This window comes from Marinobacter goseongensis (assembly GCF_023156235.1).
Taxonomy (GTDB): domain Bacteria; phylum Pseudomonadota; class Gammaproteobacteria; order Pseudomonadales; family Oleiphilaceae; genus Marinobacter; species Marinobacter goseongensis.
In genome coordinates this window covers 60,315-82,989 of record NZ_JAKZAI010000005.1, presented here as the reverse complement: position 1 = coordinate 82,989, position 22,675 = coordinate 60,315, and the positions used below count along the sequence as shown (strand labels likewise).

20 protein-coding genes are annotated in these 22,675 nt (G+C 61.7%); 10 read left to right on the top strand and 10 right to left on the bottom strand.

Going from position 1 to position 22,675, the window contains the following annotated elements:
- Positions 1-7: 7 nt before the first annotated feature.
- Positions 8-391, top strand: a complete 384-nt coding sequence (locus tag MLC70_RS05435) for a DUF2750 domain-containing protein (protein WP_248182071.1) — start codon at positions 8-10, stop codon at positions 389-391.
- Positions 392-394: 3 nt separating this feature from the next.
- Here MLC70_RS05435 and MLC70_RS05430 read toward each other — a convergent pair whose 3' ends face one another.
- Complete coding sequence (locus MLC70_RS05430) at positions 395-1,144, bottom strand: CLCA_X family protein (protein ID WP_248182070.1); 750 nt, start codon at positions 1,142-1,144, stop codon at positions 395-397.
- Positions 1,145-1,549: 405 nt separating this feature from the next.
- Here MLC70_RS05430 and MLC70_RS05425 point away from each other — a divergent pair, with 405 nt between their 5' ends.
- Positions 1,550-4,111 carry a DUF2339 domain-containing protein gene (locus MLC70_RS05425; protein ID WP_248182069.1) on the top strand — a complete coding sequence of 854 codons (2,562 nt, stop codon included), beginning with the start codon at positions 1,550-1,552 and terminating at the stop codon, positions 4,109-4,111.
- 67 nt (positions 4,112-4,178) lie between these two features.
- Positions 4,179-4,877: a crotonase/enoyl-CoA hydratase family protein gene (locus tag MLC70_RS05420; RefSeq protein ID WP_248182068.1), complete on the top strand. Its 699-nt coding sequence runs from the start codon at positions 4,179-4,181 to the stop codon at positions 4,875-4,877.
- Here the strand turns inward: MLC70_RS05420 and MLC70_RS05415 are convergent.
- From MLC70_RS05415 to MLC70_RS05405, 3 genes are read right to left on the bottom strand one after another with little or no spacing between them, the layout of a single operon-like run.
- The gene (locus tag MLC70_RS05415) at positions 4,843-5,817 is read right to left on the bottom strand and encodes a 5-oxoprolinase subunit C family protein (protein WP_248182067.1); all 975 of its coding nucleotides are present in this window, start codon (positions 5,815-5,817) and stop codon (positions 4,843-4,845) included. The two genes, MLC70_RS05420 and MLC70_RS05415, sit on opposite strands and share 35 nt — an antisense overlap.
- Complete coding sequence (gene pxpB / locus MLC70_RS05410; protein WP_248182066.1) at positions 5,814-6,548, bottom strand: 5-oxoprolinase subunit PxpB; 735 nt, start codon at positions 6,546-6,548, stop codon at positions 5,814-5,816. Before pxpB ends, MLC70_RS05415 begins: the two co-directional genes overlap by 4 nt.
- Positions 6,545-7,300, bottom strand: a complete 756-nt coding sequence (locus MLC70_RS05405) for a 5-oxoprolinase subunit PxpA (protein WP_248182065.1) — start codon at positions 7,298-7,300, stop codon at positions 6,545-6,547. Before MLC70_RS05405 ends, pxpB begins: the two co-directional genes overlap by 4 nt.
- Before the next feature lie 89 nt (positions 7,301-7,389).
- On the opposite strand from MLC70_RS05405, the gene efpL reads away from it, so the two are divergent.
- Positions 7,390-7,956, top strand: a complete 567-nt coding sequence (efpL, locus tag MLC70_RS05400; protein WP_248182064.1) for an elongation factor P-like protein EfpL — start codon at positions 7,390-7,392, stop codon at positions 7,954-7,956.
- A gap of 5 nt (positions 7,957-7,961) precedes the next feature.
- Complete coding sequence (locus MLC70_RS05395) at positions 7,962-8,453, top strand: acyl-CoA thioesterase (RefSeq protein WP_248182063.1); 492 nt, start codon at positions 7,962-7,964, stop codon at positions 8,451-8,453.
- Between the two features lie 21 nt (positions 8,454-8,474).
- Here the strand turns inward: MLC70_RS05395 and MLC70_RS05390 are convergent, their stop codons facing one another.
- On the bottom strand, positions 8,475-8,927 hold the full coding sequence (locus tag MLC70_RS05390) for an Lrp/AsnC ligand binding domain-containing protein (protein WP_248182062.1): 453 nt from the start codon (positions 8,925-8,927) through the stop codon (positions 8,475-8,477).
- A 137-nt stretch (positions 8,928-9,064) separates the two neighbouring features.
- Here MLC70_RS05390 and MLC70_RS05385 point away from each other — a divergent pair, with 137 nt between their 5' ends.
- Positions 9,065-12,559, top strand: coding sequence for an NAD-glutamate dehydrogenase (locus tag MLC70_RS05385; protein WP_248182061.1), 3,495 nt, complete (start codon positions 9,065-9,067; stop codon positions 12,557-12,559).
- A gap of 169 nt (positions 12,560-12,728) precedes the next feature.
- Positions 12,729-16,358 (top strand): bifunctional proline dehydrogenase/L-glutamate gamma-semialdehyde dehydrogenase PutA, encoded by a 3,630-nt coding sequence (gene putA, locus MLC70_RS05380; RefSeq protein WP_248182060.1) that lies wholly within the window; start codon positions 12,729-12,731, stop codon positions 16,356-16,358.
- 77 nt (positions 16,359-16,435) lie between these two features.
- On the opposite strand, the gene MLC70_RS05375 is transcribed toward putA, so the two are convergent.
- Complete coding sequence (locus MLC70_RS05375) at positions 16,436-17,143, bottom strand: lytic transglycosylase domain-containing protein (RefSeq protein WP_248182059.1); 708 nt, start codon at positions 17,141-17,143, stop codon at positions 16,436-16,438.
- Positions 17,144-17,326: 183 nt separating this feature from the next.
- Here MLC70_RS05375 and MLC70_RS05370 point away from each other — a divergent pair, with 183 nt between their 5' ends.
- Positions 17,327-18,130 (top strand): SDR family NAD(P)-dependent oxidoreductase, encoded by an 804-nt coding sequence (locus MLC70_RS05370; RefSeq protein ID WP_248182058.1) that lies wholly within the window; start codon positions 17,327-17,329, stop codon positions 18,128-18,130.
- Between the two features lie 82 nt (positions 18,131-18,212).
- On the opposite strand, the gene MLC70_RS05365 is transcribed toward MLC70_RS05370, so the two are convergent.
- Together MLC70_RS05365 and MLC70_RS05360 are read right to left on the bottom strand one after the other, a co-directional pair.
- Positions 18,213-18,389 (bottom strand): DUF1328 domain-containing protein, encoded by a 177-nt coding sequence (locus MLC70_RS05365; protein WP_248182057.1) that lies wholly within the window; start codon positions 18,387-18,389, stop codon positions 18,213-18,215.
- A 201-nt stretch (positions 18,390-18,590) separates the two neighbouring features.
- A complete protein-coding gene (locus MLC70_RS05360) occupies positions 18,591-19,289 on the bottom strand; it encodes a pseudouridine synthase (RefSeq protein ID WP_248182056.1) in 699 nt (232 codons plus the stop codon).
- Positions 19,290-19,441: 152 nt separating this feature from the next.
- On the opposite strand from MLC70_RS05360, the gene MLC70_RS05355 reads away from it, so the two are divergent.
- Together MLC70_RS05355 and MLC70_RS18520 are read left to right on the top strand one after the other, a co-directional pair.
- Entirely contained in the window at positions 19,442-20,338 is an 897-nt protein-coding gene (locus tag MLC70_RS05355; protein WP_248182055.1) for a DMT family transporter, read from the top strand.
- Positions 20,339-20,343: 5 nt separating this feature from the next.
- Entirely contained in the window at positions 20,344-20,478 is a 135-nt protein-coding gene (locus MLC70_RS18520) for a hypothetical protein (RefSeq protein WP_282448322.1), read from the top strand.
- On the opposite strand, the gene MLC70_RS05350 is transcribed toward MLC70_RS18520, so the two are convergent.
- Both MLC70_RS05350 and MLC70_RS05345 read right to left on the bottom strand, forming a co-directional pair.
- On the bottom strand, positions 20,456-20,938 hold the full coding sequence (locus MLC70_RS05350; RefSeq protein ID WP_248182054.1) for a DUF4112 domain-containing protein: 483 nt from the start codon (positions 20,936-20,938) through the stop codon (positions 20,456-20,458). The two genes, MLC70_RS18520 and MLC70_RS05350, sit on opposite strands and share 23 nt — an antisense overlap.
- Positions 20,939-20,953: 15 nt before the next feature.
- Positions 20,954-22,624, bottom strand: a complete 1,671-nt coding sequence (locus MLC70_RS05345) for a GMC family oxidoreductase (protein WP_248182053.1) — start codon at positions 22,622-22,624, stop codon at positions 20,954-20,956.
- Positions 22,625-22,675: the final 51 nt, after the last annotated feature.

Here is a 22,675-nt window from a genome sequence, read left to right as displayed (position 1 = left end):
CCAAACCATGACCAATGAAGAGCTGACTGCCATTCTCGAACTTGATGGTGAGGAGCGGTACGACTATTTCCTCAGCCAGGTTGGCGAGGAACGGGAAATCTGGATTCTGGTGAATGCCGAGAACCGGTTTCTGAAAATTGCTGCCGACGATGGCGATGTGGAATACCTGCCGGTCTGGCCCAGCGCTGATTTCGCCGCAGCGTACGCCAAGAGCGGTGACGAACTCACACCAAAGAGTCTGTCGCTGCCGGATTTTCTCAAGAAGTGGATTCCCGGTCTGGCCAAAGACGGCCTGGACATCGGCGTGTTTCCGGGGCTGGACAAAACCCTGTGGATCACCGAGCCGGATGAGCTCAGGCAGGACCTGCAGGACGAGCTGTCGAACTTCTAGAGCTCAGGCCGTGTCGAGTTCCCGGTAAAGGGCGCGGCCCAGCGCGCTGAAGTAGTGTTCGAAAGCGATGTTGATGCGTTCCCGGTGCTCACCTTGAGGATACAACCCCGCTCTGGCCTCGTCGGAGTGGCGGCTGCCACGAACCAGGAACGGGCTGGCGGGGTTGCTGTCTTCAACAAAGGCCTCGAAGGCGCGGGCACACAACTCTTCTGGCCGGGCGTAGTAAAGAACCCCCAGCTCCCGGTCGGTTTTGCTCGACTGCTCAAACAGCTCGCTGGGCAATGAGCCCTCGCGGTTCAGGATAATCACCTGAAAGCAGTTGCCCAGCAGGGCATTCAGCGGATGGGCGTCGGGTTTGGCGTGGTCAAGCCAGGCGCTGGACGCAAACTGCGCCCCCTGGGAGCCCTTGAACATACGGCTGCCCATGTAGTGATCAAAGGCATGGAACCATTCATGGGCCAGGCTGCCGGCCCCCGCGTTCTTGGCAAGAGCCAGCTGCCGCGTTGCCGGAATGTAATGGGCTGCCACGCCGGGCCTGCCGCCAATGCCGTATTGCAGCCCCAGGGTCTGCCTCAGTGAAATCAGGTGTTCCGGCCCCCGCAGTACCGACATCAGGTCATCAAGCGCTTGCTGGAACTGTGTTGCTGCGCGATCTCGCTCGGGCTCCGACACCCAGCGCCCGATCTCGATGCTGCGAAAGTCAAAGCGCCGCCGTATGGTGGCGAAGCCCGGTTGCTGCTCCGAAAACCTCATGATGAAACATTCCTTGCCGGTTACTGCAAACGGGCCATCGCTGCGGCGCCGACCGTTTATAATAACATGTATGGATATACAGCATTGTTGCTGTGTATAACGTCAAGGTCAATCATTGTGGGAAAGTCGGGCCACGATAAAAAGAGAGTGCGGTCAATTTACGGTCATATTATGAGAACCCCCGTGGCAAAGGGTTTCAGCGAGCCTTTCCCGCCGTTGCTAACACAGTTATCCACAGTTTTTGTTAGCAACTTTTTGCGCCGCGGGCGGAGTGTGACCACTGTCCCGTGTTGAGCCCGGTACGTCTGGGTGAACCGGGCGGAACCGGTTAGACTATCCCGGTTCGGGAAGGCGGGTACCTGAACGGGGAACGCACCCGAGAATCACTGACGCAGGGAGCAGGGCTTGGAAGCATTACTGATCATTGTTGTGGTTGGATTTGCGCTGTTGGTTCCGGTTGGTTCGGTGCTGGGGTTTCTGGCGTTTCGACAGCGCCATCAGCAGGCCAGACAGCTCGCGGCGCTGACGCAGGAAGTGGCGTCGCTGCGGGCGCAGGTGAACCAATTCAAGGGCGCGGTGCCGCCGGCCAGCGACCCTGTGCCGGACGAGCCCCGGATAACGCCTTTGCCGCCGCTTGAGCTGGACGAGCCGGGTGAACCGGATGAGCCGGTGGCTACCGGGAGTCACCCCTCCCCGCATGTTGACCGCTTTTTCAGCGCCCTCAAGGAACACTGGATGGTCTGGCTCGGTGGCCTGAGTGTCGCGCTGGCGGGCATCTTCATGGTCAGCCATTCCATCAGTGCCGGCTACATAGGTCCGGTGCAACAACTGTTATTGGCGCTGATCAGTGGCCTGGCCCTGCACGGCGGCGCCGAATGGCTGCGGCGGCGGCACCGGGGCAGCGATGATGTCTTCGCGGCGCTGGCGGGCGGCGGCAGCATCACGCTCTATGCGGCCTTGCTGGCTGGCGTTCACCACTACGGGCTGATCGGGCCCACGGTGGGGCTGACGGGATTGGCCGCGGTTTCCCTGGGCACCATGGTGTTGGCGCTGTTGCATGGGCCGGTGTTGGCCATCATGGGGCTGAGCGGTGCCTATCTGGTGCCGCTGTTAGTGGGCGGCGACAGCGGCAACGTGGCTTTTGTGCTGGCCTACAGCTTTCTGATATCTCTCAGCTCGTTGTTGCTCATGCGCTACGTATTCCGCGACTGGCTCTGGTATGCCACAGTCACCGGTGCCGTGCTGTGGTGGCTTGTGGCCAGTTCCGCGGCCCCGGCCGAGGCGGCCATGCCCTGGTACCTGGCGGGTCTGTTTGCCGTGTTTGCGCTGGTGGCGGGCAGGATCCGCAGCGAAGTACCGCGCTTGCGGGAGGTACTGCTGGTGCTGTTGGCGCTGTGGGGTTTGTCGATTGGCGGCCAGGGCATGTCCGATCCATTGATGCTGGGCTGGTTGCTGATTCTGCCGGTAGCGGCACTGGTGCCCCAGAGCCGCGGCGCGCTGTGGTATCTGCCCTGGGGCGCGGTGCTGGCCAGCGCCGTGGGTTGGTTGATGCTGGCAACGGTGATCAATGTTGACGGCACCTATCGGTTGGCGATGCCGGTCATGCTCCATCGGGACTTCGTGGCCTACCTGATGCTCGCTGCGGTGCTGACAGCAGGCCTGGGGCTCTGGCACTGGGTGCGGGCGCCGGAGCGTCAGCGCTGGGCGTCGTTCACCCTGCTGGCGCCGGTGGTCTGGCTGGTTCTGGGATGGCTACTGATTCAGCGTGCTGAACTGTCGCTGACCTGGGCAACGGCAACCCTGATTCTGGCGGGCCTGTATGGCGTCATCGCCGGTTGGCTGGAGCGGCGGGCCAACGGCCGCAGCGGCGTTGTCTGGGCGATTCTCGCGGCACACATCTGCTACTCATTGGCGGCGGTGATGGTATTCCGCGAGGCCTCACTGACGCTCGCGTTATCGGTTCAGTTTGTCAGTCTCACCTGGCTGGCGCGCCGCTACCGGATGCCGCAGTTGCACCTGCTGCTGAAACTGGCGCTTGCCCTGGTGGTCGCCCGCCTGACTTTCAATCCGTGGTTGGCAGGCTACGACACCGAGGCGCACTGGTCGTTGTGGACCTATGGCGGCGCCACACTGTGTGCGGGTGTGGCAACCTGGCTGGCTGCCCGCAACACCGCGATCCGCCCTTGGCTGGAAGCCGCGACCCTGCACCTGCTGGTGTTGTTTCTGGGTGCGGAACTGCGTTACTGGCTCTATGACGGCGACATTTTCACGCAGCAGTACAGCTTTACCGAGGCGGCACTGAACACACTGCTGTGGGGTGCCCTGAGCCTGAGTTACGGCGTGCGGGCGCGGGTGAGTGAGTCCCTGGCCTGGCTGTACCGGTTGTTCTCGTGGGTGTTGTTGGGCCTGGCCGGTGTGAGCTATCTGACGCTGCTGACCTGGCACAATCCCTGGTGGGGCTCCGAGGCCATCAGCGCCACGCCGGTGTTCAATCTGTTGTTACTGGCTTATGGCGCGCCGGTCCTGCTGGCGCTGGCCGTGTCGCGGTTCCCGCAGCTGGCACCGCGGTTCTGGGCGCTGTGTGTGGCGGCGTCGGGCTTTCTGCTGTTCACCGCCTTTGAAATCCGGCAGCTCTGGCAGGGCAGTGACATGGCCCTGTCCTCCGGTGTCTCCGAAGGTGAGCTTTACAGTTATTCCGTGGTGGGGATGGCGTATGCCATCGTCGCAATCCTGTACGCCACCGGGCGTCATCACCCGGTACTGTATAAGGCGGGCATGGCGTTACTGGGTCTGGTGATTGGCAAGATTTTCCTGATTGATATGTCTGGCCTGCAGGGGCTTTGGCGTGTGGCCGCCTTCATGGGGCTCGGCCTGGCCTTGCTGGGTCTGGCCTGGCTTTACCGCCGGGCCCGCAGAACATCGTTGGCAGACGCGCCAATGGCGGGCCCGGATGGCCTTCGGGAGTAGCCATGCCGGCCGTAAGCTGGCAAAGTTCACCCCATCAATGATTCACCATCAGCAAGAGGACTGGCCCGTGACGGACCTGGTAGATTACAAACTGAACGACGGCATCGCGACCATCGTGATCAACAACGGTAAAGCCAATGCGCTCAGCCACGAGGTGTTCGAGGGGCTGAATGCCGCGCTGGATCAGGCCGAGCAGGACAAGGCCGTGGTTATCCTCACCGGTCAGCCGGGCGTGTTTTCCGCCGGTTACGATCTGAAGGAAATGCAGAAAGGTCCGAACGAAGCGGCGGCACTGGTCACCGTTGGGTCCAAGCTGACCCGCCGTCTGGCCGCGTTCCCGCTGCCGGTGATCGCCGCGTGCAGCGGCCACGCTATCGCGAAAGGCGCGTTTATCCTGCTCTCCGTGGATCACCGCATTGGCATTGAGGGGCCCTTCAAGCTGGGCCTGAATGAGGTTGCCATCGGCATGACCATGCATCACGCCGGTATCGAGATTGCCCGTCATCGACTGGCGCCGGCGCACTTCTACCGGTCCGTGGTGAACGCGGAGATCTACACTCCGGAAGGCGCCATTGCGGCCGGTTTCCTCGACGAAGTGGTGGCTCAGGACAAGCTGATCGAGCGCGCCAACGAGCTGGCCAGCCACTTCAAGACCCTGAACATGCGGGCTCACCGGGAAACCAAGGTGAAAGCGAAAGCCGATTACCTGTCATTGCTCGACCGCAGCATTGTCAAAGATGCGGAGAATCTCGGCCTCCGTGGCTGAGCCCGCAAAACTCCTCCCGAAACTGCCGGTATTGCCGCAACGTGCGATCAATACCGGCGGCTCTGAAACGCACCGTCTGCCCCGGCATGCACTGGGCCAGACGGCTGGCGGCCAGAGGCGTCAGGTTGCCGAGACGCGGGTAGCCACCAATGGTCTGGCGGTCGTTCAGCAACGCAATGGGCTGACCGTCCGGCGGCACCTGCACCGCACCCAGTGAAATGCCTTCGGAAACCAGCGAGGTGACCGAGCACTGCAGTCGCGGGCCGGTCAGGCGAACCCCCATCCGATCTGCGCGCTGATCCACCTGCCACTCGGCATTGAACGCATCGAACAGGCTCCTGCCAGTGAACGACGCTATCTGCGCGCCCGGAAGCAGGTCCAGCGTGGCCGGGAGGCGGTAATCCTGCTGTTCCGAGTGCGGTGCCATTCGCTGTGCGGGTGTAGCTGACGTGCCATACACGGTCAGCCCGTCCCCCTCACGCAACGGGGTTCCCCGGCCGTCAAAGCCTCCGATCTGTTCTCGTACCACGCACGCGGCACTGCCGAGCACGGCATCACCCCGGAATCCGCCCGCCACCGCCAGGTACGCGCGCAAGCCGTTGATGGGTGTGCCGAAGGCCAGCGTATCACCGGCCCTGAGGTTCAGGGTTTGCCAGCGCCCAGCCGGGTGCCGATTGCAGGTGATGCTCAGGTCGGCGCCGGTCAGCGCAATGGTAAGGTCCCGGTCGGCGATCAGCACCAGGCCACCGAAGGTTATTTCCAGCGCCGCCGCGCCCCACGGATTGCCCGCCAGGTGATTGGCCCAGGCCCAGGCGTGCAGGTCGGCCGGGCCACCCTGGGTGACACCAAGGTGGCGCACGCCAAAACGGCCAGCGTCCTGCAGCAGCGCTAGCGGACCGGTGCGGGCTACACGGAATCCGTTCAGGCCACTGTCGCTCATCGGGCCTGCGCCGGGCCAGGCTGGCTGACCGCTTTGGTGTCGCCGCCCCGGGCCTCGAAGGTGGCCTGATCCACCGGCACGAAGCGTACCCGGTCGCCTACCTGAAGCAGGCTGAAGCCGTCGCGATCGCGGTCGAACAAGCGGGTGGGGGTGCGTCCGATCAGATTCCAGCCACCAGGGGTGGCCGCCGGGTAGGCGGCGCTCTGCTGGCCGGCAATAGCGACGCTGCCCGCCGGCACGTGTTGCCGGGGCGTGTCCAGGCGGGGGCAGATCAGCGCAGTGTCGAGCAAACCCATGAAGGCGAAACCGGGGGCGAAGCCCAGGGCGAACACGCGGTAATCCCGGGCGCTGTGCGCGTCAATCACGGCGTTCACCGACAGCCCGGAGAGTTCCGCCACCCGCTGCAGATCAGGACCGCTGCGCGGGTCATACCATGTGGGCAGGCAGTGCTGTTTGCTGGTGGCTCCGGCATCCGCGGGTTCGAGCCGGGCGAGAATGGCTATCAGTTTCTGTCTCGCGTCACAGGGCGTGAGGCGGAACGGGTCAAACACCACCAGCAGCGTGGTGTAGGAGGGCACCAGATCGACGAGGGTGTCGCCGAATTCGGTTTCGCATTCCCCGGCCAGGGCCGCCAGCCACAGCAGGTTGTTTTCCTCGATGCGGTCAAACAGCCGCACCATCCAGCCATCCAGGCCAGCCCGCTCAAGACACGGCAGGCGTAACGATTTCATGCCGGTCCTTGCAACGTCGTGAGCATCTGGCGGATGGCGCGCACGGAAGCCACCGACTCTTTATTGTCTCCGTGCACGCACAGGGTATCCGCCTGCAGAATCAGGTCACTGCCGTCGCTGGCAGTCAGGGGGAGCCCGCTGGCAATTCGCCGGGCCTGCTCAAGGATCACGTCGGGGTCATGGTGCACAGCGCCGGCCTCGGCCCGGGATACGAGCCGGCCCTCGCCGTCGTAGGCGCGGTCGGCGAAGGCCTCAAACCACAGTGTGATGCCATGCTCCTGCGCCAGCGCGCGGATCTCGCGGGTATTCCGGGTGGCCAGTGTCATCAGCGGCAGGGTCGGGTCGTAGGCCTTGATGGCCCGGGCGACCGCACCGAAGATCTCCGACGTGCGGGCCATGTCGTTGTAGAGGGCACCGTGGGGTTTGACATAGCGCACCTCGGTGCCCTCGGCACGGCACATGGCGGCCAGCGCGCCCACCTGATAGAGCACCAGGTTCTCGATTTCCGCCGGTGAACAGGCCATGGCGCGCCGGCCGAAGCCCACCAGATCCGGGTAGGCCGGGTGGGCGCCGATGCCCACGGAATGTTCAGCGGCGAGGCGCACGGTGCGCCGCATCACGTCCGGGTCGGAGGCGTGAAAGCCACAGGCAATGTTCGCCAGGTCGACTTCCGGCATCACGTCATGATCCAGCCCCATCACCCAGGGGCCGAAACTTTCCCCCATGTCGGCGTTCAGCAGTAACGTTTTCATGGTGTCCTCTCTGTGTCTCTCGATTCTCGCACCGCTTCATGATATATCAGCACACCTATTGTCCCATTTTTTGTTTGGAAGCTTCAGACATGCCGAAAGCCAGTGAAATCAAGAAAAACTCCGCGGTCGAGTATGAGGGCCGAGCCTATTTTGTGAAGGACATCGAACGCTCGGTGCCCCAGGGCCGTGCCGGTGGCAGTCTGTACCGCATGCGCCTGTACGATGTCGTCACGGGGGCTAAGCTGGATGAGACCTTCAAGGACTCGGACATGCTCAGCCTGGCGGACCTGGTGCGTCGGCCGGTGTCGTTCTCTTATTCTGACGGTGACGAATACGTGTTCATGGACACCGAGGACTTCACCCAGTACAGCCTGAACCGTGAGGCCATTGCCGAGGAGCTGCTGTTCATCAGCGAGGAGACCCAGGGCCTGATGGCGGTTCTGGTCAGCGATGCACCGGTGGCGCTGGCCCTGCCGCCGACCGTGGACCTCGAGATTCTGGAAACCGACCCGTCGGTCAAGGGCGGCTCGGCCACGGCACGCACCAAACCGGCGAAAATGGCCACCGGGCTGGTGATTCAGGTGCCCGAGCATATTTCCACCGGCGATCGCATCAAGATCAACGTGGACGAGCGTCGGTTCCTGGGTCGGGCCTGATTGTCATGACCGATCGAACCTCCAGAACCGTCTCTGCCTCCGCCATCGAGAAACACGTCTACAAGGTGTTTCCCAATGACATGAATGCTCACGATACGGTGTTCGGTGGCATGATCATGGCCAAGTGTGACCGGCTTGCGCTGGTGGTGGCAGAGCGCCACTCGGCTCATGTCTGCGTCACCGCGGCGGTGGACTCCATCCATTTCCGCGCGCCCGCCAAGGGCAACGACACCCTGTTGTTCAGCCTGGCGCTGAATCGCAGCTGGGGCTCATCCATGGAAATCGGCGCGCGGGTGGAAGCGGAAAACAGCTACACCGGCGACGTGCGCCACATTTTGTCGGCCTTCTTCACCTTTGTGGCCCTCGATGAGCATGACAAGCCGGTGGATGTGCCGCAAGTGATCCCGGAAACCGACGAGCAGAAGCGCCGTTATGACAATGCCGAGATCCGTCGGGAAGGGCGCCTGGAAACCCGCAAGAAGCTCTCCAGCCGCTGAGCCCTGAACGCTGGCACGGAATCAGAGGCCAGCGTCCCGGACGTTCTCCATGACCACGAAGGTGCTGGTTTGCAGCACGTGTGGCAGGGCCGAAATCTCCTCACCGAGCACCTGCCGGTACTCCGCCATGTTGCCGGTCCGCACCTTCAGCAGGTAATCGAAATTGCCGGCAATCATATGGCACTGCTCAACAGCGGCAATCTGTTTCACCGCCTTGTTGAAGGCGGCAAGGGCACTGCTGCTGGTGTCGTTCAGAGTCACCTGGGCAAAGGCGATGTGACTGAGGCCAAGCTTGGTCTGGTTCACCAGCGCGGTATAACCCGTGATATACCCCTGATCCTCCAAACGCCGCATCCGCACCTGGCAGGGGGTCTTCGACAGGCCAACCCGGGACGCCAGTTCGGTGACGGTAATCCGCGAATTCTTCTGCAGTTCACGAATAATGGATTGATCGATTCTATCCAATTCGGCCATGTTACGGGTTCCAGGCTGGATTAACGGCTGATTCCTGCATTCAATATAATCAAAAAACCTTTTATTCGAAACACTATGGTCAAAGCGACTTTCTGGCCTTGGTTATACTGGGCTGATCACCAGACCGGAGAGTTTCGATGACCGATGCCCGCACACTACAAAAACAAACCCTGCTGGAACAACTTGCGGATGTCCTCCAGGGTCAGGCTCCTGACAACGATGAGTCGCTGGAGCTGCGGGAGATTGTTGCCCGCATGGTCCAGGAATCCCGCTCCTGGGACGACGATCTGCACGGTGAGCTGGTGCGTTGTTTCGGGGCATCCATCGGTGGCAGCTACGCCCGGGTATTCAGTGGTGGTTTTCCCTCTGCCTACCGCGCCCGCTTTTCCGTTGCCGAGGCCATAGCGGATATCCAGCAGGTCCAGTCCATCGCCGTCAGCTCGGACGTGCCCATGCGCTTTTATCAGCCGCGGGATCCCGGCGAATCCGGTTGTCATTTCAAGCTTTATAGCGAGGGGCACCCGGTTGTGCTGTCGGATGTGATTCCGATCCTCGAAAACCTGGGCATGCGGGTTCTCGGAGAGCATCCGTACCGGATTCGTCGCCGTGACGGCGGGATGTTCGGTGTCAGTGATTTTACCGTGGAGGTTCACGCCCGCTGCGCCGGGACCGATCTGAACGCGGTCCAGCCGCTGATGCAGGCCGCGTTCCGTGAAATCTGGAACGGTTTTGCCGAGAACGACGATTTCAATCAGCTGATCATGATGTGCGGGCTTGGCTGGCGGGAGGTTGCCCTGCTCAGGGCGTATGCACGATACAACAAGCAGATCCGTTTCGGTTTCAGTCAGGCGTTCATCGCCGACACTCTGGCTCGTCATCCGGGCATCACATCGCGTCTGGTGTCTCTGTTCCAGGCCCGCTTCGACCCGGATTTACCGGCCCGGGAGGCGCGGGTCGAACAGGTTGAGAGCGACATCCGGGAGGCGCTTGAGGCCGTTGAGAGTCTCGATGATGATCGTATCCTGCGGCGGTTCCTCGTGCTTGTTCGGGCCACGCTCCGCACCAACTATTTTCAGCGTCACGAGGACGGCGGGTTTCTGGGTTATCTGTCACTCAAGCTGGACCCCACGTCGATCCCTGACGTATCCAAACCCCGCCCGAAATTCGAGGTGTTCGTGTATTCTCCGCGGGTAGAAGGGGTTCACCTGCGGGCCGGTCCGGTGGCCCGCGGCGGTTTGCGCTGGTCGGACCGCATCGAGGATTATCGCACCGAGATCCTGGGCCTGGTGAAGGCGCAGCAGGTCAAGAACTCGGTCATCGTGCCGGTGGGCGCAAAGGGCGGTTTTGTGGTCAAACGGCCGCCGTCGGATGCCTCACGGAAGGAGTTCCGGGCCGAGGGTGTGGCCTGTTATCAGACTTTTATCCGTGGCTTGCTGGATATCACCGACAATCTTGATGATGGCGTGGTGGTGCCCCCTGCGAATGTGGTCCGCTACGACGGCGACGACACCTACCTGGTGGTCGCGGCCGACAAGGGCACGGCGACATTCTCCGATATCGCCAACGCCCTGGCCGCCGAATACGGTTTCTGGTTGGGGGATGCCTTTGCGTCCGGCGGCAGCGAGGGTTATGACCACAAGAAAATGGGTATTACCGCCCGCGGAGCCTGGGAGTCGGTCAAACGCCATTTCCTGGAGCTGGGTATCGATACCCAGTGCGATGAATTCACCGTAGTCGGTATCGGTGACATGGCGGGAGATGTGTTTGGCAACGGCATGCTGCTGTCGGACCGGATTCAGCTGGTGGCTGCGTTCAACCATCAGCACATCTTTGTGGATCCGGCGCCGCAGGCTGCGGTCGCTTTTGCTGAGCGCAAGCGCCTGTTCAACCAGCCCGGGTCGACCTGGGCCGACTACGACACCCGCCTGATCAGCGAAGGCGGCGGTGTCTTCCCACGAACCCTGAAGTCTATTCCCGTGTCGCCGCAACTGCGGCGACTGCTGGGTATCCGGTCGCAGGCGCTAGCGCCCTCCGAGTTGATCAGTGCACTGCTGAAAGCACCGGTCGACATGTTGTGGAACGGGGGCATTGGCACCTATGTAAAAGCGGCATCCGAATCCCATCAAGATGTGGGCGATAAAGCCAACGACGCGGTGCGGGTGAATGCCGATCAGCTACGCTGCAAGGTGCTGGGGGAGGGCGGAAACCTGGGCGTGACCCAGCGCGGCCGGATTGAATTTGCCCGGCTTGGCGGGCTGGCCAACAGCGACTTCATCGACAATGCCGGGGGCGTGGATTGCTCGGACCATGAGGTCAACATCAAGATCCTGTTGAATGACCTGGTGCATCGCCAGCGCATGCCGCTGATGCAGCGTAACCGCATGCTGCGGGCCATGACCCCGGAGGTGGCCACTCTCGTGATTGCCAACAACTACCGCCAGGCCTTGGCCCTGAGCATGGCGCAGGCCAGCGCTGTGGTAGCGGCGGATCAGAATGAGCGGCTGATGCGCCGCCTGGAGTCCGAGGGCAAGCTGGATCGGGCGCTGGAATGCCTGCCGTCGGATGAGGAGCTGCGGGCTCGGCGGGCACTCGGCGCCGGGCTGACGCGTCCGGAGCTCGCGGTGCTGGTGTCCTACGCCAAGATCGAGTTGAAACAGGCCCTGGTGGCATCCCCCATCGTGCACGATCCGCGATTCAATGCCGCCCTTCATTCGGCTTTTCCCGCGTCATTGCTGGCCACGTTTCCGGAGGCGGTGAACGGGCACCCGCTGCGAGCGGAGATCGCGGCAACGCAGATTGCCAATGATCTGGTGAATCGCATGGGCATCACCTGGTTCGACCGGGTTCGCAGCGCCACGGGCGTGGAGGCGGGCCAGATTGTGGCGGCCTACCTGATCTCCCTGCGGATACACGACGTAGACGCCCAATGGATAGCTATAGAATCGCTTGATAAGGATATCCATGCCGAAATGCAGGCGGGGCTTCTTGCCGACGCGGTGCGGCTGGTCACACGCAGCACCATCTGGTTGCTGCAAAACCACCGGCAGGGACTGGACCCGGTGTCCTGTGTGGATCAGTACCGCGAGCCTCTCGCGGACGTCCTGGTATCCGGGGAGCGACTTGCCTCGGTGATCCCTGCAAGTCGGTGGCAGGAACGCTATGATGAGTATGTGAGGAACAATGTACCGGAAGGCCTGGCGGCCTGGTGCGCCTCGGCAGAAAGCCGTTACTGGTTGATGGACATGATCGAGATCAGCCGACACGCGGGCGAAGCACTGGAAACCGTGGCCTGGGTGTATTTCAGGTTGGGGGAGAGCCTGAATCTGATCTGGCTGGACAGACAGGTGCGGGGGTTTCGCGCCCAGGGGCACTGGCAGGTACTGGCAACCCTTCACTACCGCGATGAGCTGGATCATCAGTTGCGGAACCTGACATCCGGTGTGTTGTCACGGCGGGAGTCGGACAACGATTCGGCGGAACAGTGTCTGGCGGCGTGGTTTGACGACAAGCAGGTGGTGCTCGGCCGGTGGGAGAAGATGCTCAATGATATGCAGTCCGCCAACGATGTGGATTGCGCCGTGTTCTCGGTAGCGCACGGAGTGCTGAGGGAGCTGGCCCTGCAGGCAGGTTGAAAGAGGAGGCAGGTAAAGCGTCTGAATATTACCGGTACATGAGAATTAGTTTAGTTTTTTCCCCGGCGAAAAAAGACGCAATGGCATGCTAGTCTGGATTTTACAGGCAAATTGTCTTTGTTGATCTCGGTAGAATGCCGGAGAGACAAACAACCAAGAGGGTACAACTATGAGACCGCAGCAATCCGTGACGCCGGAGCTCGTTGATAGCCGGCAGTCGATTCGTGAGTATTATCTCGCTGACGAGTACACCGTCATTCAGGAGATGATTGCTGGCGCTCAGTTGTCCCGGGCCGAGCGTGAGGCCATTTCTGCCCGCGCCGCCGACCTGGTGCGCAGCGTCCGCAAGAACGCCAGATCCACCATCATGGAAAAGTTCCTGGCGGAATACGGCCTCACCACCAAAGAGGGCGTTGCGCTGATGTGTCTGGCCGAAGCGTTGCTGCGAGTGCCTGACAACACCACCATCCACGAGCTGATCGAAGACAAGATTACCTCCGGCGCCTGGGGTGCCCACGTAGGCAAGGCGTCCTCGCCGCTGATCAACACCGCTACCGTTGCGCTGCTGATGACCAGTAACCTGTTGAAGGACTCCGAGCGCAATACCATTGGCGACACCCTGCGGAAACTGCTTAAACGCTTCGGTGAGCCGGTGGTGCGCACAGTGGCGGGTCAGGCGATGAAGGAAATGGGGCGTCAGTTCGTGCTTGGTCGCGACATCGGGGAAGCCCAGGACGAAGCCAAAGAGTACATGGCCAAGGGCTACACCTACTCCTACGACATGTTGGGGGAGGCCGCTCGCACCGACGACGACGCCAAGCGCTATTACGAATCCTACTCCAACGCCATCGACAGCATTGCCAAGAGCTGTGAGGGCGACGTTCGCAAGAATCCGGGGATTTCCGTCAAACTGTCCGCGCTGCTGGCGCGCTACGAGTACGGCAATAAAGAGCGGGTGATGAACGAGCTGCTGCCCCGTGCCCGCGAGCTGGTGAGAAAGGCTGCCGCCGCCAACATGGGGTTTAATATCGACGCCGAAGAACAGGATCGTCTTGATCTGTCGCTGGATGTGATAGAGGCCCTGGTGGCCGATCCCGAGCTGGAGGGTTGGGACGGATTTGGCGTGGTGGTACAGGCCTATGGCAAGCGCGCCTCGTTCGCACTGGACTGGCTCTACGGTCTGGCGGAGAAGCACAATCGCCGGTTCATGGTGCGCCTGGTCAAAGGCGCCTATTGGGATGCGGAAATCAAACGTGCCCAGGTGATGGGGCTGGATGGCTTCCCGGTGTTCACCCGCAAGGCCTGCAGCGACGTGTCGTTTGTCTCCTGTGCCACCAAGCTGCTGAACATGGCAGACCGGATTTACCCGCAATTTGCGACCCACAACGCCCACTCAGTGTCGTCGATCCTTGAGCTTGCAAAAGCTCGCGGCGTGAAAAACTATGAGTTTCAGCGTCTGCATGGCATGGGTGAGTCCCTGCACGACGAAGTGCTGAAAGTGAGTGGTGTGCCTTGTCGTATTTATGCCCCGGTCGGCCCGCACAAGGATCTGCTGGCCTACCTGGTGCGTCGTCTGCTGGAGAACGGGGCCAACAGCTCGTTCGTTAACCAGATTGTGGACACCCGCATCACGCCGGAGGACATTGCCAAGGACCCCATCGACAGTGTGGAGGAAATGGGCAGCAAGATCTCCAGCAAGGCGATTGTGCACCCGTTCAAGCTGTTCGGGGAGCAGCGCCGCAATTCCAAGGGGTGGGACATTACCGATCCGGTGACGGTGAAAGAGATTGATGACGGTCGTAACGCATTCCGGGATTACCGTTGGAAGGGTGGCCCGGTGATGTCGGGTGACGTCGCCGGCACGGAGGTGCAGGTGGTGCGTAATCCGGCCAATCCGGAGGATCTGGTCGGTCATGTTACCCAGGCGAACGATGCCGACGTGAGCACTGCGATCGGTGCTGCGGTTGCCGGTTTCCGCAGCTGGTCTGCGACCCCGGCGGAAGAGCGCGCCGCCTGCGTGCGCAAGGTGGGTCTGCTCTTCGAGGAACACGCCCATGAATTGTTCGCGCTGGCCACCCGCGAGGCGGGTAAATCCCTGCTTGATGCCATTGCCGAGATTCGCGAAGCGGTGGATTTTGCCGAGTTCTACGCCAACGAGGCGGTGCGTTACAAAGACAGCGGCGAGGCGCGGGGCGTGATCTGTTGTATCTCGCCCTGGAACTTCCCGCTGGCGATCTTCTCCGGGCAGATCCTGGCGAACCTGGCAGCCGGCAATACCGTGGTGGCCAAGCCTGCGGAGCAGACATCCCTGATTGCCGTGCGCGCGGTGGAACTGATGCACCAGGCCGGTATCCCCACCGATGCCATCCAGCTGGTGCCGGGTACCGGCGCAACCGTGGGTGCAGCGATGACATCCGATTCACGGGTGGCCGGCGTGTGCTTCACCGGGTCCACCGCAACGGCCCAGCGTATCGACAAGGTTATGGCCGACAACATGACGCCGGACGCGCCGCTGGTGGCGGAAACCGGCGGTCTGAACGCCATGATTGTGGACTCCACCGCGCTGCCGGAGCAGGTGGTGCGGGATGTGCTGGCGTCTTCGTTCCAGAGCGCCGGCCAGCGCTGTTCGGCCCTGCGTATGCTGTATGTTCAGAAGGACATCGCCGAGAACCTGCTGGAGATGCTGTACGGCGCCATGGAAGAACTGGGCATCGGCGATCCCTGGCGGCTGTCCACCGATGTGGGGCCAGTGATCGATGAGAATGCCCGCAAGAAGATTGTTGACCATTGCGACCAGTTCGAGCGCAAGGGCCGTTTGCTGAAGAAACTGAACGTGCCGGAGAAGGGGCTGTTTGTCTCGCCGGCGGTGCTCAGCGTGAGCGGCATAGAAGAACTGGAAGAGGAAATCTTTGGCCCCGTTCTCCACGTGGCGACGTTCGAAGCCAAAAACATCGACAAGGTGGTGGATGCCATCAACGCAAAGGGCTATGGCCTGACGTTTGGTATCCACAGCCGCGTTGACCGCCGTGTCGAGCGCATTTCCAGCCGCATCAAGGTGGGCAATACCTACGTCAATCGTAACCAGATCGGTGCCATTGTGGGTTCTCAGCCGTTCGGCGGTGAGGGGCTGTCTGGTACCGGTCCGAAGGCGGGAGGGCCGCAGTATGTGCGTCGCTTCCTCAAGGGCAGTGCGGTTGAACGCGCGGCCGAGTCTGGTGCCAGGACGATCGATATCAAGAAGCTGGAAAGCCTGATCGGCAGCGTCAAGGACGTGAAGCCCCTGAAACCGGAGGCTCGGATCGAAGCTCTGACGCCGATTTTCGGCCAGGTGCCTGCACCGCTGGACGCCCATGCCGAGGAACTGCCGGGACCGACCGGTGAATTGAACCGATTGAGCAATCACGCCCGTGGTGTTGTGGTGTGTCTGGGGCCAGACCAGCAAACGGCACTGGAACAGGCAGCCACGGCGTTGTCCCAGGGCAACCAGGTGGTGGTGATCGCGCCGGATGTGGAAGACACCGTCGCCCGGGCTGCGAAAGCCGGCCTGCCCATAGCGGGTGTGAATGGCTTGCTGGAGCCCTTGGCGCTGGAGCAGGCGCGGGGATTCACTGCGGTTGTCAGCTGTGCGGAAGCGTCGCTGTTGCGGGAATATCGCCAGGCACTGGCGAAGCGGGACGGTGCCCTGCTGCCGTTGATCACTGAGCACACCCTTGACCAGCGCTTTGTGATCGAGCGCCACCTGTGCGTCGACACCACAGCGGCCGGCGGTAACGCCAGTCTGATTGCGGCGTCGGAGTAAAGTCTGACCGGCGGGAATCTGTGCCCCAGGGATCGGGGCAAAGCGCCCCGCAATCCTTTCCCGAGCGGCGCTGCGCTCTAGTTCGCGGCGTAGCGTTCGTGCAGTATGCCCACCCGTTCAACGTAGGCCTTGGTTTCGGCGTAGGGCGGTATGCCCCCGTGGCGCCCGACCGCACCCGGACCGGCGTTATAGGCCGCGGTAGCCAGCCGGGTATCCCCATTGAAACGCTTGAGCATCCGGGCCAGGTAATCGGCGCCGCCACGAATATTTTCAGCCGCGTTCATCGCATTCGTCACTGCCAGCTCCCTCGCCGTGCCGGGCATCAGTTGCATCAGTCCCTGCGCGCCCTTGGGCGAAACCGCTGCGGCATTGAACGCAGATTCGGCATGAATGACGGCCCGGACCAGGGCGGGGTCGAGGTCAAACTGGCGGGCCGCCGTCTCGATTTCATCCCGGTAGGGCTTCAGGAAAAGGGGGGTGGTGCGCCAGTCGACCCGTGATTCGGGATCGCAGGCGTAGCAGTGAAAGCGGATCACATCAAAGTTAGCATCGGCCGGCCGGCTGCTGCTGTAGGCCACCACGCCGTTGCTGTCGCGGTAGCGATAGACCACTTCGTTTTTGCTGGAGGCGCGGGGGCTGCCCGCGTTGCTGTTGACGTTGGTGTATTCCACCGACCCGTCGGGGTGAACCACGCGTTTCACAGTGTCGCCCAGCGTCGGGGCGCTTATCAGCGTCAGCCACGCAGCTACAATCAGTGAGCCCGGGATTCGTTTACTGCTGGTCATTGCGCACTCACATCTGCCCTGAACGAAGTCTTTCTTATCAACGGCAAGTATACGTCCTTGTGTCGCGTATGAAACGTAACGGTTCGTGTACTTATCCGCAAATGTGATGGCGGTTCCGGTCATTGTAATCCCGCGGGAGCGGCTCTACTCTGCAAAATCAATAACAACGACAGGGCAGGGAACATGAGGCTAGCGGGAAAAACCGTGGTGATTACCGGGTCATCCAGCGGTATCGGTGCGGTGGCGGCCAGGCAGTTGGCCGGTCTGGGGGCAAGGGTGTGCCTGGTGGCGCGTCGGGAAGAGGAACTTGCCGAGGTGCAACGGGCCATCGTGGAAACGGGTGGGCAGGCCTGGATTTACCCGGCCGATCTGACCGACGAGGCATCGCTGGATCAGTGCGCCCTGCGCATTCTTGACGATCATCCGCAGGTCGATGTGCTGGTGAACAATGCGGCGCACTCGATTCGCCGGCCTATCACCGGTGCATTGGATCGTCTCCACGATTACCAACGTACCGTCAACATCAATTACATTGCCGCGGTCGGCCTGACCCTGAAGCTGCTGCCACGGATGCTGGAGCAGGGCAGTGGGCAGGTGGTGAACATATCCACCCTGTCCTCCCAGGTGCCGATTCCGCTGTTCTCCGCCTACCTTGCCAGCAAGGCTGCACTGGAGTCCTTTTCCCGGTCGCTGCTGGCGGAACTGGGTGACAGGGGCATTGATGTGACGGTGGTGTATTTTCCGATGGTGCGCACACCGATGTCGTCGAGAACCAGCATCTATCGCCACATGCCGATGATGGATGTGGAAAAAGCCGCCGGGTGGATCGTGAAGGCGGTCCGGAAGAAACCGGCCCGTGTTGGCAGTCCGCTTGGCACCGTGGGCAGTCTGGCGCTGGCGGCTTTGCCCGGTCCGGTCACGCGGCTGACTCAGCCAGCGTTCCGCCAGATGGACCGCTTGCTGAAGCAGAAAATGGGTCGCGATTAATACAATGAGCTAGGGACACTGCCAACTGCTCGTCGGTTGTGGCGTGAGCAGTTGGCAGCCTGCGGACCTGCTGAAGCGGTGGCTATATTTTCGGGCCCTTGCCCCGCATGGCGTTGGCCACCAGAGAAATCACCAGCAGGATCAGAAAGATGAAAAACAGAATTTTCGCAATGCCTGCTGCTGTGCCGGCAATGCCGCCAAAGCCCAGCACGCCCGCAATGATTGCGATCACAAGACACACGACAGCCCAATAGAGCATATCCTTTCCTCCTTTAATGGCTTCGCTTATCAACGTGGCACAGCTTTCTGTTTTGCACAAACGGCGACACTCGGCCGGCCATGGGTCAGACCTTTCTGCCGTTTTTAACGTTCTGTTTCTGAAAGATATATACTGTTTATTGACGCACTATTACGCTTTCATAAGTTACGGTGTTCGCGGTCGACATGCGGACGTGGTGGGTTATTCCGGAACGCAAAGTGTCTCTTCACGGCGCAGAGACCGGTAGTCACCCGGAGCCAGCGCCGGATCCAGGCGAATGTCGCCCATCTGCTCCCGGTGCAGGGCGGTGACGCGGTTACCGACGGCGTGGAACATGCGCTTGATCTGGTGGTAACGGCCTTCATAGATGGTGACCCGGGCTTCGTTGCCACCCAGAATCTCCAGGCTGGCCGGGGAGGTACGGAGCTGCTCGTAGTCGAACCAGATGCCCTCGGCAAAACAGCGGGATGTGTCCGCTGTAATCGGATGGGCGGTCGTCACCCGATATACCTTGGGCAGCTTGACGCGGGGCTCGGTCAGGCGGCGCGACCAGTTGCCGTCGTTGGTCAGAATCAGCAGACCGGTCGAGGCGCGGTCCAGGCGCCCGGCGATGTGCAGGTCAGTGTGGAGCTCCGGGGGCACCAGTGCCAGCACGGTGGGGTGGAGATCGTCCCGGGTGGCGCTGAGGTAGCCTGCGGGTTTGTGCAGCATCAGATAAAGGGCGGATTGCCCGGGCTGGATTACCCGGCCATCCACCCTGACTGTTTCGAACCGGCTCACGTCCCGTGCGGCGTCACTGCATACCCGGTCATCGATGGTGGCGCGGCCAGCGGCAATCAGCGCGTTGGCGCGCTGGCGACTGACACCGTTCTGGTTGCTGAGGATGCGTGAGAGTTTCATGGCGCAGATGATAGCCGTTTGCCACCCCGGGTCCCAGCACAGCTGGTGGCCAACCTGTGCTGGTTCTAAAGGTGGCATTCTGTATCTGTAATGATTGCCTGCTGACAACTACAGTAGATAGATCCTGAACGTTGTTCATTCCGGTGAGTTCCATGCGATCCCTGTTCTTTACCTATCTTGTTCCGGCTCTGTTTGTGTGGCTGTGGAGTACCGGTTTTATCGGTGCCAAGTACGGGCTGCCCTATGCCGAGCCTTTCACATTGCTGCTGATCCGCATGCTGTTGACGCTCGCGCTGCTGGCGGGGCTGGCCTGGGTGATGAAAACGCGCTGGCCGGGTTGGCGCAGTGCCGGGCATCTGGCGGTGACCGGGTTGCTGGTGCACGGCTGTTACCTGGGCGGCGTTTACTATGCCATTCAGGGCGGCATGCCATCGGGCATTGTGTCGTTGATTGTCGGGCTACAGCCGCTGGTGACCGCGGCGGCCGCTGTGGTGATTCTCAAGGAGGGCGTATCGGGTCGGCAGTGGCTGGGGCTGGGGCTGGGGCTGATCGGGGTGACTCTGGTGTTGCTGGAGAAGTTCGCCGGCGACCGGGTCGGCAGTGCCGGCTTTCCGCTCTGGACACTGGTATGGGCGGGCTTCTCGCTCACCGGTATCTCGCTCGGCACGGTTTACCAGAAGCGCCACGGCACCCAGGCCGACCTGGTCGCTGGCACCCTGATTCAGTACAGCGCCGCGGCGGCGTTCTTTGCCCTCGGTGCCTTCACCCTGGAAACCCGGGAAGTGACCTGGTCACTGCAGTTGCAATTGTCCATGGCGTGGCTGATTCTCGGGGTATCCATTGGCGCGATTCTGTTGCTGATGTGGTTGATTCGCCAGGGCGCCGCGTCCCAGGTGGCGAGTCTGTTCTACCTGGTGCCGCCGGTCACCGCGCTGGAGGCATTCTGGCTGTTTGATGAGCGTCTGGGCGTGCTGGCGATGACCGGCGGCGCCATATCCATTGCCGGCGTTGCACTGGTGGTGACCCGGAAAGCGACAAAAAGGACCTGAACGCAATGATCGGGAACCGCGGTGTGCGTTTGTGCCTCGAGCGGGAAGCCACCCTCGCCGTGCTGGCGGCCCCGCTCACTCCGGGTCATCGGCCGGTCGGTGATAACCAGTGCCGGATCAGCCTGACAGCAGCGGTATGATCAGTCCGGTGGTGATGGCCAGCAGAACGATAAGGAAAACCAGTTGCTTCCAGGGAAAGCTCGGCGCGGGCGGGGTCTGCAGTTCCTTCTCCAGGTATTCCCGCAGGATACGGGTGTTGCGGGTGTTGGCCTTGTAGACGATGTCGAAGGCGTCACCCACCACCGGCACCATGCCACCAAACGTCTCGATCAGCATGTTTTTCACCATGTGCGCTTTGATCCGTTTGCTGGCTCCGGCCCGATGGGCTTCCAGTAGCACATACAGCGACAGCACCAGCCCGATGATGTCGCCGATCACCGGCACCAGACCGATGATCGGGTCCAGTCCCAGACGGATGCCGGTGAAAGGGATACGGAATGCCGTGTCGGTGATGCGGGAAAACCTGTCCAGACGGGCAAGGGTCGCTCGCTGTCTTGATTCGAGATCCGAGCTGCCTGTGGCGGTTTCCCCATTGTCCATGTGTCCCTCTCCTGATCATTTATTCGCCAGAATCCACGCTGCGGCTTTTTCCGCGATCATCAGCGTGGGCGAGTTGGTGTTGCCGCTGGTGATGGTGGGCATGATACCGGCATCGACCACCCGCAGGCCATGAATACCCCTGACACGGAGGTGAGAGTCCACCACGGCCATCGGGTCGTCCGCACGCCCCATGCGGGTCGTGCCCACAGGATGGAAGATGGTGGTGCCGATGTCACCGGCCAGGCGGGCCAGTTCGTCATCGGTCTGGAACTGAACGCCGGGTTTGTATTCTTCGGGCCGGTAGCGCGCGAAAGCCGCTTGCCTGGCGATCCGACGGGTGACCCGCAAGGAGTCGGCCGCCACTTTACGGTCCTCTTCAGTACTTAGATAGTTGGGAGCGATGGCCGGTGCCGCGCGGGGGTCAGCGCTGCGGATGCGCACCGTGCCGCGGCTGGCGGGATTCAGATTGCACACGCTGGCGGTGATGGCGGCGAAGTCATGCAGGGGCTGGCCAAAGGCATCCAGGCTGAGGGGCTGCACGTGGTATTGAATGTTGGCGAAATCAAACTCCGGGGAGCTGCGGGTGAAGATGCAGAGCTGGGAGGGTGCCATGCTCATGGGGCCGGAGCGTTTGAGCAGATACTCGAGACCGATCCTGGCCTTACCAAGCAGCGAGCTGGCCATGGTGTTGAGGGTGTTGGCACCGTGCACCTTGTACACCGAGCGGATTTGCAGGTGATCCTGCAGGTTTTCGCCCACCCCGGGCAGATCCGCCACGACCGGAATCCCGTGCTGGCCCAGCAATTCGGCTGGGCCAAGCCCGGACAACTGCAGCAACTGGGGTGAACCGATGGCGCCTGCGGACAGAATTACCTCGCGGGTCGCTCGTACCAGTATCTCTGCGGCATTCGGTGCCGACAGTCGCACGCCGCTGCAGCGGCGTGCGTCACCGTTGTGGGTGTCCATTTCAAGTCCCAGCACCTGAGTGGAATGACGAACGGTCAGGTTGCGGCGTTTGGCGGCCGGTCGTAAAAACGCTTTCGAAGTATTCCAGCGCCAGCCGGCCCGCTGATTGACCTCGAAGTAGTCCACGCCCTCGTTATCGCCCCGGTTGAAATCCCGGGTCCGCGGCACGCCGGCCTGCACCGCAGCCTCGGCGAAATCCTCCAGCACCTGCCAGTGCAGGCGTTGATGCTCCACCCGCCACTCACCACCGTGGCCATGGAACTGTCCATGGTGGCCGTCTGCATCACCGCCGTCGTCCAGACGGTAGTGATCTTCATGACGCCTGAAATCCGGCAGGCAGTGCTCCCAACGCCAGGCGTCGTCACCAGTCACCTCGGCCCAGTGGTCGTAGTCTCGTTGCTGGCCGCGGATGTAGAGCATGCCGTTGATGCTGGAGCAGCCCCCGAGGGTCTTGCCGCGGGGATAGATCAGCGAGCGGCCATTCAATCCCGCTGCCGGCTCGGTACGGAAGCGCCAGTCGGTGCGTGGGTTGTCGATGCAGTACAGGTAGCCAACGGGAATATGGATCCAGTGGTAGTTGTCCCGGCCACCGGCTTCGACCAGCAGCACCCGGTTCTCCGGGTTGGCGCTGAGGCGATTGGCCAGCAGACAACCCGCGGTTCCGGCACCCACAATGATGAAATCGAAGGTTTCCGATTCCGCTTGTGTGTTATCCGTCATAGAAGAAGCCTGTTCGTTATTGTTGTGCACTACCGGATGTTTTAACTGAAA

Coding starts and splice junctions, on each gene's coding strand:
- MLC70_RS05435 (WP_248182071.1), top strand. CDS start 8: ATGACCAATGAAGAGCTGACTGCCATTCTCGAACTTGATGGTGAGGAG.
- MLC70_RS05430 (WP_248182070.1), bottom strand. CDS start 1,144: ATGAGGTTTTCGGAGCAGCAACCGGGCTTCGCCACCATACGGCGGCGC.
- MLC70_RS05415 (WP_248182067.1), bottom strand. CDS start 5,817: ATGAGCGACAGTGGCCTGAACGGATTCCGTGTAGCCCGCACCGGTCCG.
- pxpB (WP_248182066.1), bottom strand. CDS start 6,548: ATGAAATCGTTACGCCTGCCGTGTCTTGAGCGGGCTGGCCTGGATGGC.
- MLC70_RS05405 (WP_248182065.1), bottom strand. CDS start 7,300: ATGAAAACGTTACTGCTGAACGCCGACATGGGGGAAAGTTTCGGCCCC.
- efpL (WP_248182064.1), top strand. CDS start 7,390: ATGCCGAAAGCCAGTGAAATCAAGAAAAACTCCGCGGTCGAGTATGAG.
- MLC70_RS05395 (WP_248182063.1), top strand. CDS start 7,962: ATGACCGATCGAACCTCCAGAACCGTCTCTGCCTCCGCCATCGAGAAA.
- MLC70_RS05390 (WP_248182062.1), bottom strand. CDS start 8,927: ATGGCCGAATTGGATAGAATCGATCAATCCATTATTCGTGAACTGCAG.
- MLC70_RS05385 (WP_248182061.1), top strand. CDS start 9,065: ATGACCGATGCCCGCACACTACAAAAACAAACCCTGCTGGAACAACTT.
- putA (WP_248182060.1), top strand. CDS start 12,729: ATGAGACCGCAGCAATCCGTGACGCCGGAGCTCGTTGATAGCCGGCAG.
- MLC70_RS05375 (WP_248182059.1), bottom strand. CDS start 17,143: ATGACCAGCAGTAAACGAATCCCGGGCTCACTGATTGTAGCTGCGTGG.
- MLC70_RS05370 (WP_248182058.1), top strand. CDS start 17,327: ATGAGGCTAGCGGGAAAAACCGTGGTGATTACCGGGTCATCCAGCGGT.
- MLC70_RS05365 (WP_248182057.1), bottom strand. CDS start 18,389: ATGCTCTATTGGGCTGTCGTGTGTCTTGTGATCGCAATCATTGCGGGC.
- MLC70_RS05360 (WP_248182056.1), bottom strand. CDS start 19,289: ATGAAACTCTCACGCATCCTCAGCAACCAGAACGGTGTCAGTCGCCAG.
- MLC70_RS05355 (WP_248182055.1), top strand. CDS start 19,442: ATGCGATCCCTGTTCTTTACCTATCTTGTTCCGGCTCTGTTTGTGTGG.
- MLC70_RS18520 (WP_282448322.1), top strand. CDS start 20,344: ATGATCGGGAACCGCGGTGTGCGTTTGTGCCTCGAGCGGGAAGCCACC.
- MLC70_RS05350 (WP_248182054.1), bottom strand. CDS start 20,938: ATGGACAATGGGGAAACCGCCACAGGCAGCTCGGATCTCGAATCAAGA.
- MLC70_RS05345 (WP_248182053.1), bottom strand. CDS start 22,624: ATGACGGATAACACACAAGCGGAATCGGAAACCTTCGATTTCATCATT.